Source organism: Microbaculum mangrovi (assembly GCF_051390635.1).
Taxonomy (GTDB): Bacteria; Pseudomonadota; Alphaproteobacteria; order Rhizobiales; family Tepidamorphaceae; genus Microbaculum.
Genome location: NZ_JBPODT010000002.1, coordinates 714,196 through 728,946, shown reverse-complemented (window position 1 = coordinate 728,946; position 14,751 = coordinate 714,196). Strand labels below are relative to the sequence as shown.

Below are 14,751 nucleotides of genomic sequence, written 5' to 3'. Positions count from 1 at the left end.
AACAGACTATGCGGTAGGTCGCCGATCACCAGCCCACCAAAGCCAGGCAAGGGCCGCGAAACACATGGCGACGACTGGAAAGATCACGATATTCAGCGTGTTCCAGCCATAGGCGTTGAGGATCGCCCCGGCGGCGAGCGAGGCCACCGCCTGGAAACCGAAGACCAGGAAATCGTTGAGGCCCTGAACCCGGGTGCGTTCCTCGGGCTCGTAGGTCTCGGTCAGCATCGCGGTCGCGCCGATGAAACCGAAGTTCCAGCCGACCCCGAGCAGGATCAGCGCCCCCCAGAAATGGGCGAGCGAGATCCCCATGGTCGCGACGATGCCGCAGCCGACGAGCAGCAGCAGGCCCACCGCGATGACCTTCTCATGGCCGAACCGCGCGATCAGCGTGCCGGTGAAGAAGCTCGGCGCGAACATGGCGATGACATGCCACTGGATACCGAGCGTCGCGTCGGTCTGGCTGTGGTCGCAGGCGACCATGGCGAGCGGCGTGGCCGTCATCACCATGCTCATCAGTCCGTAGCTGGCAATCGCGCAGATGACGGCGACGAGGAAACGCGGCTGCGAGACGATGACGCGCATCGGACGGCCGCCATGTGCCGCCTCGGCGGCTATCGGCTTGGGAATCCTCAGGAAGCCCAGGATGACGATCACCGCGCAGGCCAGCACGATCTGCGCCAGGAAGGCACCGGCGAACGGGATCGGCGACAGTGCATCCTTGGTGAAGATGACGATCTGGGGGCCGATGATGCCGGTGACGACGCCGCCAGCGAGCACCCAGGAGATCGCCTTGGGCCGGAACGCGGCGCTGGCGGTATCGGCGGCGGCGAAACGGTACTGCTGGACGAACGAGCCGCCTATTCCGGTGAGGGCCGTTCCCACGCACAAGAGCCAGAACTGCCCGGAAACGACGGCATAGGCGGCGACCGCACCGCCTAGGAGACCGCCGAGCGCACCGATCTGAAAGCCGGGACGGCGGCCGATCATCCGCATCAGGTGCGCGGCCGGAATGGAGCCGATCGCAACGCCGATGATGTAGAAGGCGACCGGAAGCGTGGCCAGCGACTTGTCTTCACCCAGCAGGTAGAAACCGGCTAGGCTCGACATCGCGACGACGATCGGCGCCGAGGCGCCGCCGACCGCCTGCGCGGCGGCCAGCACGAGCGCGTTACGCCGCGCCGCACCGTCGTCGAACTCGTCCGTGATCGAGATGCTGGTCATAACTTCCCCGGATCGGACACGCAAGACGCCACGCGGATACCCGAACGTCAACCAACAATTCAGGGACCCGAATATGTTGCTCCGACATGGCTGAAGGCGCGGTGCCCGAAACGCATCGGCGCGCCGTCGCCATCCAGGAAGACGGGGCGCTCGCCGCCTTCGACGATGTCCCCGATCGCCCGGACGGGAACGCCGGCCTCGGCCGCCGCCGCCTCGAACGTGGTGGCGTTTTCGGGGGCTACCGTGCAGAGGATCTCGTAGTCGTCCCCACCGGTGAGGCAAAGCGCCAGGAGCGCCGGATTGCTCTCGACTGCCGCGGTCGCCGCGTCGGAGAGCGGGACGGTCCCTGCCCGAATGCGGGCGGAGACGCCGGAAACGGAGCACAATTTGTCGAAGTCGCCGACAAGCCCGTCGGAAACGTCCAAGGCCGCCGTCGCGCACCGGGCCACGGCCGACGCCAATGCCACGCGCGGCTGCGGCAGGCGATAGCGCTCGTGCAGAAAGGCCCGTTCGTCGTCGTTCAGACCCGAGATCGCCGGATCGTGCCTGGCGACCAGGAGTCCCAATGCCCCGTCGCCGATGGTGCCGGAAACGTAGACGCGGTCGCCGGGCTTCGCGCCGGCGCGGCGAACCATGCCGCCCTTCTCGACGCTGCCGAAGGCGGTGATCGAGACGAGGAGCGTGTCGGCGCGGATCGTGTCGCCGCCATGGACGGAAATCCCGTAGATTTCCTGGTCGGCGGCGAGCCCTTCGGCGAAATCCCTGACCCAGTCTTCCGTCCAGTCGGGGCCCAGGCCGAGCAGCACCAGATAGCCGTCCGGCGTCGCGCCCTTGGCGGCGAGATCGGAGAGATTGACCCTGAGCGCCTTGCGGGCGACCGTGCCGGCGGCCTCGCTGCGCAGAAAGTGGTGCCCCTCGGCGATGCCGTCCTTGGTCAGAACGAGATCGGTTCCCGGCTGCGGCGAGAACGCGGCCGCGTCATCGAGCAGCTGAAAGGCGCCTGGCGCCGTCGCCAACGGGCGGAAGTAGCGCGCGATCAGGCTGTGTTCGTCGCCTTCCGGCTCAACGGGACCGCTCATCACCCCCCGCTTCCGGCGAGCTCCTTCGCCCGTTCGCGCCGTGCGATGGAATCCAGGATCGCATTGACGATGCCGGGCTCGTCGCCGTCCTCGAAGAAAGCCTTGGCGATGTCGACATATTCGCTGATGACGACGCGCGGCGGCACGTCACGGCGCTCGATCAGCTCGTAGGCGCCGGCGCGCAGCACGGCGCGCAGCGTCAGGTCGACGCGCTTCAGCGGCCAGCCCTTCTCAAGGTGCGCGTTGACGTCGGTGTCGATGCGCCGCTGGAGCTTGACCACGCCCGCGACGAGATCGCGGAAGAACTTCACGTCGGCGCCGATCAGCTTGTCGCCCTCGATTTCGCCGCCGAGGCGATGGGCCTCGAATTCGTCCAGCGTCGCTTCGAGGCCGGAGCCGGCGACATCCATCTGATAGAGGGCCTGTACGGCGGCAAGACGGGCCGCGCCGCGCTTGTTGGCCTTGGAGGCCGGTCGTTCGGCGCGCGCGGTATTCACCGGCTTTCACCCTGGAGGCTGCGGCGGACGCCGATCATGGCCAGCGCCGCGCGGGCGGCGAATCCGCCTTTGTCGCGACCGTCGATCGCGGCGCGCGCATGGGCCTGCTGGGCGTTCTCGACCGTCAGGATGCCATTGCCCAGGGCAAGCCGGTGCCCCACGGCAAGGTCCATCACCGCGCGGGCGGAGTCGTTCGCCACGATATCGTAGTGGCTGGTCTCGCCGCGGATGACGCAGCCCAGAAGCACAAAGCCGTCATAGGCCGCGGGCTCGAAGCGCTTGCCAGCCTCGACCGCAATGGCCAGCGCCGCGGGGATCTCCAGCACACCCGGCACCCAGATGCGCTCGACGCGCGCATCCGCCTCTTCCAGGGCGGCCATTGCGCCCGTGCGCAGGCTCTCGGCGATATCGGGATAGAACACCGCCTCAATGATGAGGATGCGCGGTCCGTCGTTGGTCATTTGTCTTCCGTTTCCTTGAGCCGGGCGACATATCGCGCCATCAGGTCAATCTCCAGGTTGACCTTGTCGCCAATGCCGCGTTCGCCCCATGTCGTAACTTGCAGCGTATGAGGAATGAGCGTCACCCAGAAGCGATTTCGCTCGACGCCGTTGACCGTGAGCGATGTTCCGTCGAGGCAGACCGAGCCCTTCTCGGCGATGAACCGATGCAGCGGCGCGGGCGCCTCGAAGGTGAAGCGGGTCGCCTCCCCGTCGGCCTCGCGGCCGACGATCGGCGCGACGCCGTCGATATGGCCGGTGACGATGTGGCCGCCGAGCTCGTCGCCCTGCCTGAGCGAGCGCTCGAGGTTGATGCGCGTTCCCGGCCCCCAGCCGCCGACCGTGGTGCGCGCGAGTGTTTCACCCGTCACGTCGACGGTGAAGACCGTTCGTCCGTCCGCGTCGGTCGCCACCGAAGTCGCGGTCAGGCATGGTCCGCCGCACGCGATCGAGGCGCCGAGCGCAATCGAGTCGGCGGCGTAGGAACAGCGAATGGCAAACCGGCTGACGCCGTCGTCATCCTGCCGCGAGACCACCTCGCCCATGTCGGTCACGATACCCGTGAACATTCGTACTCCTAACGCGTCCGCCTGTAGGTCGACATCACGTCGTCGCCGAGCGACACCCGGTCGACGGGCCTGTATGCCCCGTTCTCTCGGATCGCGGCAAGGGCCGGTCCGGCCGGCACCCCATTCGATCCGATGTCGATCGCTCCATCGAAGATCACGGCCTCGTCGATCAGGCCAGCGTCCGCAAGGCTCGTGGCCACCGTCGCGCCGCCTTCGACGAGCACACGGGTAAGACCGTGCCCCGCCAACACGCCCAACGCCGCGCCGATGCCGCCGTGCGACGGCAGGACGATCGCACCGCGGCGCTCAAGCGCCACCCGTCTGGCCGGGTCGGCGGTTTCGCGCGAAATCAGCCAGATTGGCGTTTCTTCGGCCTCGTCGAGCATTTTCGCGGTCACGGGCAGGCGCAGATCGGTATCCAGCACGATCCGTACGGGCGACCGGTCCTGCATTCCAGGCAGACGGCAGGTCAGCGCGGGATCGTCGGCGAGCGCCGTCCGGATGCCGATCAGGATGGCGTCGTTCGTCGCGCGCAACATATGGGCGGCCGCCCGGGCGCGCGGCCCCGTTATGGCGACCGGAGCGCCGCCGGGCCCGGCGATCATGCCATCACGGCTGACGGCGAGCTTCAGCGTGACCCACGGACGGCCCTCGCGTACCCGCGTGAAATGACCGGCGTTGACCGCGCGGGCTTCGTCCGCGCCGATCCCGACGACGACCTCGATGCCGGCGTCGCGCAGCGTCGCGTGGCCGCGACCGCTCACACGGGAATCCGGATCCTCGACGGCGGAAACCACGCGCACCACGCCGGCCGCGACCAGCGCTTCGCTGCAGGGCGACGTGCGTCCGTGATGGGAACAGGGCTCAAGCGAGACATAGCAGGTCGCCCCGCTTGCCCGGCCGCCGGCCTGCGCCAGCGCCTCGGTCTCGGCGTGCGGGCGGCCGCCCTTGCGGGTCCAGCCGCGACCGACGACGACCGGGCCGGCGGCCCCGTGCCGTACGATCAGCGCGCCGACCGCAGGATTGGGCCAGGTGCGACCCAATTCGCGGGCGCCCAGCCGTGTCGCGGCGGCCATCAGGCGCGCGTCGAGATCGGGAAAGTGTTCGACCATCGGGATTCCCCGCGGGCATCACACCGCGGAATCGTCCTCCATATCGCCGCCATGCCCGGACAGCGCATCGAGAAACTCCTCGAAATCCTTGGCTTCCCTGAAGTTCCTGTAGACGGACGCGAACCGGACATAGGCCACGTCGTCGAGCGTGCGCAGGCCCTCCATGACCAGCTTGCCGATCGTGTCGGACGAAATCTCGCTCTCGCCCTGGCTTTCCAGCCGGCGGACGATGCCGCTGACCAGCCGCTCTATCCGCTCTTCCTCGACCGGCCGCTTACGCAAGGCCACCTGTACCGACCTGACCAGCTTGTCACGATCGAACGGAACCCGGCGGCCCGTCTTCTTCAGCACCGTCAACTCACGCAGCTGCACCCGTTCGAACGTGGTGAAGCGGCCGCCGCAATCGGGACAGACGCGACGGCGACGGATCGCGGCCGAGTCCTCCGTCGGCCGCGAATCCTTCACCTGCGTCGCCAGGCTTCCGCAATAGGGACAGCGCATTCCTGTCCTCCGCCCTTCCGTTGGCCCGTGCGGTCAGTCTTCGTAGATCGGGAACCGCCGGCACAGGTCTAGCGCGCAGGCACGCACCGCCTCCTCCACCGCAGCGTTACCGTCCTCGGCGTTCGCCTTGCGAAGCCCCTCCAGCACGTCGACGATCATAGCGCCGATGTCCCGGAATTCCGCAACACCGAAACCGCGCGTGGTGCCGGCCGGGCTGCCGAGGCGGACGCCGGAGGTGATCATCGGCTTTTCGGGATCGAACGGAATGCCGTTCTTGTTGCAGGTGATGTGCGCGCGGCCGAGAGACTCCTCGGCGACCTTTCCGGTCAGGCCCTTGGGGCGCAGATCGACCAGCATCAGATGGGTGTCGGTGCCCCCGGACACGATATCGAGGCCGGCACCCTTCAGGTGATCGGCGAGCGCCTTGGCGTTGTCGACGACATTCTGCGCGTAGACCTTGAACTCGGGCTTCAGCGCCTCGCCGAAGGCGACGGCCTTGGCGGCGATCACGTGCATCAGCGGGCCGCCCTGCAGGCCCGGGAACACCGCCGAATTGACCTTCTTGGCGATGTCCGGATCGTTGGTCAGCACCATGCCGCCGCGCGGCCCGCGAAGGGTCTTGTGGGTGGTGGTGGTGACCACGTGGGCGTGGGGGAACGGGCTGGGATGGACGCCGGCGGCGACGAGCCCGGCGAAATGGGCCATGTCGACCATCAGATGGGCACCAACCGCGTCGGCGATCTGCCGGAACTTCGCGAAATCGAAGATGCGCGGATAGGCCGAGCCACCGGCGATGATGATCTTCGGCTTGTGCTCCTCGGCCAGTCGCGCGACCTCGTCCATGTCGACCTGCTGGTCATCGCGGCGCACCGTGTAATGAACGGCATTGAACCACTTGCCCGACACGTTGACCGGCGACCCGTGGGTCAGGTGTCCGCCCGCCGAGAGGCTGAGCCCCAGAATGGTATCGCCCGGCTTAGCGAGCGCCATGAACACGGCCTGGTTCGCCTGCGAGCCCGAGTGCGGCTGAACGTTGGCGAACTCGCATCCGAACAGGCGCTTGGCGCGGTCGATCGCGAGGTTCTCGGCAACGTCGACATACTGGCAGCCGCCGTAGTAGCGCCGGCCGGGATAGCCCTCGGCGTATTTGTTGGTGAGAACCGAGCCCTGAGCCTCGAGAACGGCGCGCGAAACGATATTCTCGGATGCGATCAGCTCGATTTCGTCGCGCTGACGACCGAGTTCGCCGCGAATCGCCTCGGCCAGTTCGGGGTCGGCATCGGCAACGCCGGCGCCAAAGAAAGCGCGGCTCGCGGACGTGAAATCGGACGGCTGGTTCACCGACATTAGCAGAATTCCCGGTTCTCGAGGGTGAGAGGAACGTCGCCGGCCGCGACTAGATCGGCCGACGATCTCGCCTGCGCAATACCACAGCTTGTGGGGACGGCCAACCGAGGATGCGGTGCCAAAAGGCCGCAAAAACGGCCCGAGATGCGTCGCGAACCAGCCAGGCGCCCCGGCTAAGCGAACCGGGAACCGTCCGGTTTCCGTGTTGGATCGGGTGGGGGCGACCGGTCGTCAGCCGATGCGGCAAGACGCCGCTTCAGCTTCCGTACGGCCAACTGGCCGATGTCATCCTGCGAGACATTGGCGGGACCGAAAACGACGACTTCGACGCCCGATTCCGCATCGATCGCGGCCACACGCATCTGGCCGCTCAAAACGCTGTACTCAAGGTAGATCTCGCCCTTTTCCGGGGCGGCGGACCCACGGCGCGCCGGCTTGCCGGCGCCTCCGCGGCGGACAGCCATCAGATATCCGAGGCCAGCGGCGCGCCAGGCCCGTCCCGGTCGTAGATGTCGGGACGGAAGTGCACGACGCCGTCGGACGTGGCCCAGGCGGTGATGTAGGCGAAATAGATCGGGGTCGCCTTTCTCAGGCTGACGTCGATCCGTTCACCGGACCGCACCACCGCGTCGATCTTGGTCCGCGACCAGTCGCCGTTGGGCTGCAGCAGCCAGTCGACGAGCTGACGGACGTTCTGAACCCGCACGCACCCCGACGAATGGAAGCGAGCATTCTGGCCGAACAGGGTCTGCTGCGGGGTATCGTGCAGATAGACCGCGTCCTTATTGGGAAAATTGATGCGGATCGAGCCCAGCGAGTTCTGGTCGCCCGGATCCTGCTTGAGCATGTAGTCGACGGCCTCGTTGGTGTTCCAGTCCACCTGCGAGGGGTCGAGCTCGTCGCCCTTGCCGTTGAGAATGCGGATCTTGTAGCGGGTCAGATACTCGGGATCCTCCCGCATCTTCGGGATGATGTCCTTGCGGATGATGCTCTTGGGCACCGTCCAGTAAGGATTGAAGCTGACGTAGAGGACCTTCTTGGTCAGGATCGGGGACTGACGATCCTTGCGGCCGACGACGGCGGTGTGGCGCGAGGCGACAGTGCCGTTTTCGACCGCCTCCACTTCGGCGGCCGGGATGTTGACCATCACGTAGCGGTCGCCGAGATCGGCCGACATCGCCTGGACCCGGACAAGATTGGTGCGGAGCTGGGCGATGCGCACGTCGACCGGCACGTTCAGCTCGGCAAGCGTCTCGTCGCGCACCATGCCGTCGGGCAGCAGGCCATGACGGGCCTGGAAGCGGCGAACGGCGGCCTCGACATAGGTATCGAACGTGTTCGACACGCCGGCTGCGGCATTCAGGTCACCCGAGGCGATCAGACGCGCGCGCAACGCCGCGACATTCTTGTGCGACAGGCCGACACGCAGAACCTGACCGCCGGGAACCTGGCCCCAGCCGCCGCGTCCGGCGATCGTCATGTAGGTGTCGATGGCGGTCTGGATGTTCGCGACGGTCTGCGCGCTCAGGGTCGGTTGCCGCGAGTCGAAGGTGAAGCTCAGCGTATCCGAGGAGGGATCGAAGCGGTCGCTCCACTCCGCGCCGCCATTGTCGAAGGTTGGCAGCGATGGATCGGACTGCTGACTGACGGCGATGCGCGTATTGCCGTCGCTCTTTGACAACAGGGACTCGAACCAAGTGCCGTTTCCGGCATTGTTCGCCAGTGTCGCGGCAGGCGCCGCGAAAACGGTCCCGGCCAGTGCCAGCCCCAAAACTTTGTCGTGCAGTTTCATCGCCATCCGCACCCGTCCCGCAAGCAGGTTCCCGGGCCCCCGGCTCGCAACAAAGGCGCGCGTCACGCGCACCCGCGAGCCCCATTCGTACAATACCCGGTCTGTAACACTTCGAGGGTTAACGAACAACAACCCTTCTTGGCTGGAATATGGCGACTAGACTTCGTTTCGCAAAGTCGATCGAAAAAACGCCGGCCTGACCACCTCCGTACCGGCGCGCGCGCCGAAAGCCCCGGCACGCGACCGAGGCATTCGACAGGAGACCGGCCGGCAGACGGCCGATTTACTCAGAGCCGATAGAGGATCTGGTCGGTCCAGAACCGTTCCAGCTTCTGCAGGGACCGGTTGAGGCGATCGAAATCATCGCAGCCAAGGCCGCCGACCTTCTCGATGGACCTCAGGTGGCGGTCATAGAGAGAGGCGATGATGTTGTGCACTTCCTGGCCCTTCTCGGTCAGGGAGATCCGCACGGAACGCCGATCCACCGTCGAACGCTGGTGATGGACATATCCCCCCTCGACCAGCTTCTTAAGGTTATAGGACACGTTCGAGCCCAGATAGTATCCGCGGGTGCGAAGTTCACCTGCCGTCAACTCGGAATCGCCGATATTGAACAACAACAGCGCCTGGACGCTGTTGACGTCGGCTCGGCCCTCGCGGTCGAATTCGTCCTTGATAACGTCGAGAAGCCGGCGATGGAGACGCTCGACCAAGGTCAGCGCCTCGAGATACCGCGGCTTCAGCTCGTCTTCCTCTGCGGAGTGTCCCGCCACCACCTGATTGGCGATTGCTACGCTCATCTGACTGCCTCACTGTTCGTCCATGTGGTGTTCCCCACTTGTCGATCAGCCTAAACGGAGCAGACTAAGATGGCCTTAAAAGTCAGGCTTAATTTTCTAGAAAATTGAAATTTCCGAATGATTTACCCTTTACCTCGCAAGAACTTGACGACCCCGGAGAAATCCAGACCGCCATTTCCTTCACCTGCAAATAAACCGTAAATCTGTGCCGCTTCGGCACCGAGCGGCGTATTCGCACCGGAACTGTTGGCCGCGTCCTGGGCGAGCTTGAGGTCCTTCAGCATCATGTCGGCGGTGAATCCGGCCTGGTAGTCACGGTTTGCCGGCGACGTCGGAACCGGCCCGGGAACCGGGCAATAGGTCGTCAGCGACCAGCACTGGCCGGACGCCGTGGAAGAGATATCGAACAGCTTCTGATGGTCGAGCCCGAGCTTCTCGGCCAGCACGAAGGCCTCTGACACGCCGATCATCGAAATGCCGAGGATCATGTTGTTGCAGATCTTCGCGGCCTGGCCGTTGCCGGCGCCGCCGGCGTGGACGATCGTCTTGCCCATCCGGTCCAGGAACGGCCGGGCCTGCTCGAACGCCGCCTCGGGGCCGCCGACCATAAACGTTAATGTTCCCGCCTGGGCGCCCCCTACGCCGCCGGAGACCGGAGCGTCGATCATGCCCATGCCCGCGGCCTCGGCCGCGGCGGCGACCTTGCGGGCGGTGGCCACGTCGATGGTCGAGGAATCGATGAACAGCGTCCCCTTGGCGGCGGCCGCGATCAGCCCCCCCTCGCCTGATTGCGCGTCGCCGAGATAGACCGCTTCGACATGACGGCCGGCGGGCAGCATGGTGACGACGACATCGGCGCCCGACACCGCATCCTTGGCCGAAGCGCAAGGGGTGCCGCCGGCTTCGGCAAGGCGCGTCTTCGCGTCTTCGGAAAGGTCGAAGCCCCGGACCGCATGACCGGCCTTGACCAGATTGGCGGCCATCGGCCCGCCCATGTTGCCCAGTCCGATAAAGCCTACCGTCGTCATCGATTCCTCCCTTTATAGGTCCGCGACACGCCTATTCTTCCGGCATGCGCAGGATTTCGCCCGTATTTTCCGGCGTGCCCGTCCACCAGGCCAGCCCGACATAGACAAGGATTGTCATGGAGTGGAACGCCACGATGAGCCAGGCCGAGCCGAACAGATCGGCAAAGCCGATATGCATCACGAGTTCCGCGACCGCCGAGAACAGCCACGCCGCTACGCCCCAGGCCGCCCCGCACCACAGCCCGACGGCGGCGACGACCTGCAGGAGCGCGAAATAGATGGTGGCGACCTGCACATGGACCGGCATGGTCTCGAAGCCCGGGCCGAGTACGCCGATGATCCGTGCCCAGTGCATCAGGCCGTTGACGAAATAGAAAAACGCCAGCGAACGCAGATACCAGAGCAGGACGGTCGGAGCGAGCGGCGCCGTCTTGGCGAATTGGAGCGGCATCTAGACGCGATCCAATCTGGCCAGATCGAGCTCGCCTGCGCCCAATGGCGCGAAGACGGCATCGACGTCGGCGTCGGAGACATCCGACAGGCTGCCGGGACGCCAATTCGGCGCGTTGTCCTTGTCGATGATCACGGCGCGCACGCCCTCGAAGAAGTCGTGCCCCTTCAGGACCCGGCTGACGACGCGGAATTCGGTACGCATGCAATCCTCGAAATCGGCTGTGGCGCCCACCTGCATCTGACGGAGCGCGATCTTCAGGCTCGTCGGAGACTTGGTGCGGATCGTCGCCGCGGCCTTCGCCGCCCATTCGGCCTGCGCGCCGGTTTCCGAGTCGAGCCTGGACAGTATCTCCTCGACGGTCTCCCCGGAGAAGCAGCGATCGATCAGCGGTTGCAGCTCGGGAACCGCGGTGCCGGACGGTGGCTGCGAAAATGATTCAAGGGTCTCATCCAAGTTGTTGGGATCGCACAGGGATTCTGTGAGCGCTTCGAACATCTCCGAGGCGACCGCATGGGTCGCGACCCCGGTCCCGACCACCTCGGCTTGCCCCAAGCGCGCGCCGGTGAGCGCAAGCCACGTGCCGACTTTTCCCGGCAGGCGCGGCAGGAAGTAGGTGCCGCCGACATCGGGAAACAGGCCGATGCCCGTTTCGGGCATCGCGAACATCGTCCTTCCCCCCGCGACCCTATGACTGCCATGCACGGAGATGCCGACACCGCCGCCCATGTCGATGCCGTCGATCAGGGCGACATAGGGCTTGGGATAGCGCTTGATGTAGGTGTTGAGGCGGTATTCTTCCGCGTAGAAGGTCAGCGCCATGGGGTCGCCCGCCCTGCCCCAGTCATAGAGCTGGCGGATATCGCCCCCGGCGCAGAACGCCTTCTCGCCGGCGGCGCGGACGACCACGCGCTCGATGTCGCGATCGTTCGCCCATTCGATCAGCTGCGGATGCAGCGCCCGCACCATGTTCAGCGTCAGCGCGTTCAGCGCCTTCGGCCGGTTCAGCGTGACCAGGCCGGCGCAGCCGCGTTTCTCGAACAGGATTTCCGGCTCGTCCGTCACCGTCCGAATATCTCCCGCGCCACGATCAGGCGCATGATCTCGTTGGTTCCCTCGAGAATCTGGTGCACCCGCAGGTCCCGCACGATCTTCTCGATCCCGTATTCCGACAGATAGCCGTAGCCGCCGTGCAGCTGCAGCGCCTGGTTGGCGACGTCGAAGCCGATATCCGTCACGTAACGCTTGGCCATGGCGCAGAGTTTGGTCGCGTCCGGCGTCTTCGCATCGAGCGCCGAGGCGGCGCGCCACAGGAAGGTTCGCGCCGCTTCCAGTTCGATCGCCATGTCGGCGACGCGGAACTGCAGCGCCTGGAACTCCTTGAGATGCCGGCCGAAGGCGGAGCGCTCGCCCATATAGCCGACCGCCTTGTCCAGGGCCGCCTGGGCGCCGCCGAGCGAACAGGCGGAAATGTTGAGCCTGCCGCCATCGAGGCCGGCCATGGCGATCCTGAAGCCGTCGCCCTCCTGCCCCAGCCGGTTCTCGACGGGAACCCGCGCGCCCTCGAAGATGACGGCGCGCGTGGGCTGGGTATTCCAGCCCATCTTCACCTCGTTGGCGCCGAACGACACGCCGGGCGTGTCGCCGGGGATCACCAGCGTCGAGATGCCCTTCGGCCCGTCGGCGCCGGTGCGCACCATCGCGACATAGACGTCGGTCTCGCCGCCGCCGGAAATGAACTGCTTCTGGCCGTTAAGAACGTAGTGATCGCCGTCGCGCACCGCCCTGGCACGCAGTGCGGCCGCGTCCGAGCCTGCGCCGGGCTCGGTCAGGGCGTAGCTGGCCAGCAGCTCCATGGAACACAGGCCGGGCAGCCACCTCTGGCGCTGCTCGTCGTTGCCGAAGGCGTCGACCATCCACGCCGCCATGTTGTGGATCGAGATATAGGCGGCGGTGGACGGACAGGCGGTGGCCAGCGCCTCGAAGATCAGCGCGGCGTCGAGCCTGGTCAGGCCCGAGCCGCCGACATCCTCGCGCACATAGATGCCGCCCATGCCGAGCGCGGCGGCGGCCCGCAACGTGTCGACGGGAAAATGCTTCCGGCGGTCCCACTCGTCCGCATGAGGCGCGAGCTCGGCCGCCGCGAACTCGCGCGCCATATCGCGGATTGCCGTCTGTTCCTCGCTTAGAGAGAAGTCCATGGCTCTCCCCGCCTTCGGTCCAGCCCGTTTCTCGTCATGGCCCGCTAAGCTCCCACGCCATGCCCGGGATAGCCCCGGGCATGGCGAGAGCGAATCCGCGGCTGCCTCAGCGCATCGTCGGGATGACGAACTCCGCGCCGTCCTTGATGCCGGACGGCCACCGCGACGTCACGGTCTTGGTCTTCGTGTAGAAGCGGATCGAGTCCGGACCGTGCTGGTTGAGATCGCCGAAGCCCGAGCGCTTCCAGCCGCCGAAGGTATGATAGGCCAGCGGCACCGGGATCGGCACATTGATACCGACCATGCCGACATTCACCTTCGAAGCGAAATCACGGGCGGCGTCGCCATCGCGGGTGTAGATCGCGACGCCGTTGCCATACTCGTGGTTGGTCGGCAGAGCCGCCGCTTCCTCGTAGTCCTTGGCGCGGACGACGGAGAGGACCGGGCCAAAGATCTCCTCCTTGTAGATCGTCATGTCCGCGGTGACGTCGTCGAACAGGCAGCCGCCCATGAAGAAGCCGTTCTCGTAGCCCTGCATGGTGAAGTCGCGGCCATCGACGGCGAGCCTGGCGCCTTCCTTGACGCCCAGGTCGACATAGCCCTTCACGCGCTCCAGCGCCGCCTTGGTGACGAGCGGGCCGTAGTCGGCGTCGACGTCGCTGGACAGGCCGATCTTCAGGCTCTCGACCCGCGGGATCAGCTTGTCCATCAGCGCGTCAGCGGTCTGCTGGCCGACGGGCACAGCGACCGAGATCGCCATGCAGCGCTCGCCGGCGGATCCGTATCCGGCGCCGATCAGCGCGTCGACCGCCTGATCCAGGTCGGCGTCGGGCATGACGATCATGTGGTTCTTGGCGCCGCCGAAGCACTGGACGCGCTTACCGTGGGCGGTGCCGGTCGAATAGATGTACTCGGCAATGGCGCTGGAGCCGACGAAGCCGATCGCCATGATGCGCGGATCGGTGAGGATCGTGTCGACGGCCTCCTTGTCGCCGTTGACGACATTGAACACGCCTTCCGGCAGGCCGGCCTCGCGGAAGAGCTCGGCGATGCGCATCGGAACGGAGGGATCGCGCTCGGAGGGCTTGAGGATGAAGGCGTTTCCGCAGGCGATCGCGGGCGCGCATTTCCACAGCGGGATCATCGCCGGGAAGTTGAACGGCGTGATGCCGGCGACGACGCCGAGCGGCTGGCGCATCGAGTACATGTCGATGCCGGGGCCGGCGCCCTCGGTGAACTCGCCCTTGAGCAGGTGCGGGATGCCGCAGGCGAACTCGACCACTTCCAGGCCGCGCTGGATATCGCCTTTGGCGTCGGGGATGGTCTTGCCGTGCTCGGACGACAGGAGCGCGGCCAGGCTTTCCATCTCCGCCTGGCAAAGCTGCAGGAACCTGAACATCACGCGGGCGCGCTTCTGCGGGTTCTCCGCCGCCCAGGCGATCTGGGCCCTGGCCGCGTTATCGATGATCGACTCGACTTCGGCCTTGGATGCGAGCGCCACCCTAGCCTGAACCTCGCCGGTGTTCGGATCGAATATCTCGCCGAAGCGGCCGGACGTGCCGTCCACGGTCTTGCCGCCGACGAAATGGCCGATTGTTCTCATGGTCGTCTCCTGATGCTCCCTGTTGCACGCAACATATCTGATTAAAT

The 14,751-nt window shown here is 66.1% G+C and carries 16 protein-coding genes; all 16 read right to left on the bottom strand.

Features of this window, described 5'->3' with window-relative positions; genetic code table 11:
* Positions 1–6: 6 nt before the first annotated feature.
* Complete coding sequence (locus tag ACSF9G_RS09865) at positions 7–1,224, bottom strand: MFS transporter (protein WP_436641017.1); 1,218 nt, start codon at positions 1,222–1,224, stop codon at positions 7–9.
* A gap of 59 nt (positions 1,225–1,283) precedes the next feature.
* Positions 1,284–2,303 (bottom strand): thiamine-phosphate kinase, encoded by a 1,020-nt coding sequence (thiL, locus tag ACSF9G_RS09860; RefSeq protein ID WP_436641015.1) that lies wholly within the window; start codon positions 2,301–2,303, stop codon positions 1,284–1,286.
* Entirely contained in the window at positions 2,303–2,800 is a 498-nt protein-coding gene (gene nusB / locus ACSF9G_RS09855; protein WP_436641013.1) for a transcription antitermination factor NusB, read from the bottom strand. Before nusB ends, thiL begins: the two co-directional genes overlap by 1 nt.
* Entirely contained in the window at positions 2,797–3,261 is a 465-nt protein-coding gene (gene ribH / locus ACSF9G_RS09850) for a 6,7-dimethyl-8-ribityllumazine synthase (protein WP_436641011.1), read from the bottom strand. Before ribH ends, nusB begins: the two co-directional genes overlap by 4 nt.
* A complete protein-coding gene (locus ACSF9G_RS09845; RefSeq protein ID WP_436641009.1) occupies positions 3,258–3,869 on the bottom strand; it encodes a riboflavin synthase in 612 nt (203 codons plus the stop codon). Before ACSF9G_RS09845 ends, ribH begins: the two co-directional genes overlap by 4 nt.
* Positions 3,870–3,877: 8 nt before the next feature.
* Positions 3,878–4,981, bottom strand: coding sequence for a bifunctional diaminohydroxyphosphoribosylaminopyrimidine deaminase/5-amino-6-(5-phosphoribosylamino)uracil reductase RibD (gene ribD, locus ACSF9G_RS09840; RefSeq protein ID WP_436641007.1), 1,104 nt, complete (start codon positions 4,979–4,981; stop codon positions 3,878–3,880).
* Positions 4,982–4,999: 18 nt separating this feature from the next.
* Positions 5,000–5,482 carry a transcriptional regulator NrdR gene (gene nrdR, locus ACSF9G_RS09835; RefSeq protein WP_436641005.1) on the bottom strand — a complete coding sequence of 161 codons (483 nt, stop codon included), beginning with the start codon at positions 5,480–5,482 and terminating at the stop codon, positions 5,000–5,002.
* A gap of 33 nt (positions 5,483–5,515) precedes the next feature.
* The gene (gene glyA, locus ACSF9G_RS09830; protein WP_436641003.1) at positions 5,516–6,829 is read right to left on the bottom strand and encodes a serine hydroxymethyltransferase; all 1,314 of its coding nucleotides are present in this window, start codon (positions 6,827–6,829) and stop codon (positions 5,516–5,518) included.
* A 173-nt stretch (positions 6,830–7,002) separates the two neighbouring features.
* Positions 7,003–7,293, bottom strand: coding sequence for a DUF6898 family protein (locus tag ACSF9G_RS09825; RefSeq protein ID WP_436641001.1), 291 nt, complete (start codon positions 7,291–7,293; stop codon positions 7,003–7,005).
* Positions 7,293–8,627: a L,D-transpeptidase family protein gene (locus tag ACSF9G_RS09820; RefSeq protein ID WP_436640999.1), complete on the bottom strand. Its 1,335-nt coding sequence runs from the start codon at positions 8,625–8,627 to the stop codon at positions 7,293–7,295. Before ACSF9G_RS09820 ends, ACSF9G_RS09825 begins: the two co-directional genes overlap by 1 nt.
* A 281-nt stretch (positions 8,628–8,908) precedes the next feature.
* Positions 8,909–9,421 (bottom strand): transcriptional regulator LdtR, encoded by a 513-nt coding sequence (ldtR, locus tag ACSF9G_RS09815; RefSeq protein WP_436640997.1) that lies wholly within the window; start codon positions 9,419–9,421, stop codon positions 8,909–8,911.
* A 122-nt stretch (positions 9,422–9,543) separates the two neighbouring features.
* The gene (gene mmsB, locus ACSF9G_RS09810) at positions 9,544–10,449 is read right to left on the bottom strand and encodes a 3-hydroxyisobutyrate dehydrogenase (RefSeq protein ID WP_436640995.1); all 906 of its coding nucleotides are present in this window, start codon (positions 10,447–10,449) and stop codon (positions 9,544–9,546) included.
* Between the two features lie 31 nt (positions 10,450–10,480).
* On the bottom strand, positions 10,481–10,900 hold the full coding sequence (locus ACSF9G_RS09805) for a DUF6163 family protein (protein WP_436640993.1): 420 nt from the start codon (positions 10,898–10,900) through the stop codon (positions 10,481–10,483).
* Positions 10,901–11,965 (bottom strand): enoyl-CoA hydratase/isomerase family protein, encoded by a 1,065-nt coding sequence (locus ACSF9G_RS09800; RefSeq protein WP_436640991.1) that lies wholly within the window; start codon positions 11,963–11,965, stop codon positions 10,901–10,903.
* Positions 11,962–13,101, bottom strand: coding sequence for an isobutyryl-CoA dehydrogenase (locus ACSF9G_RS09795; RefSeq protein WP_436640989.1), 1,140 nt, complete (start codon positions 13,099–13,101; stop codon positions 11,962–11,964). Before ACSF9G_RS09795 ends, ACSF9G_RS09800 begins: the two co-directional genes overlap by 4 nt.
* 106 nt (positions 13,102–13,207) lie before the next feature.
* The gene (locus tag ACSF9G_RS09790; RefSeq protein ID WP_436640987.1) at positions 13,208–14,704 is read right to left on the bottom strand and encodes a CoA-acylating methylmalonate-semialdehyde dehydrogenase; all 1,497 of its coding nucleotides are present in this window, start codon (positions 14,702–14,704) and stop codon (positions 13,208–13,210) included.
* Positions 14,705–14,751 lie beyond the last annotated feature (47 nt).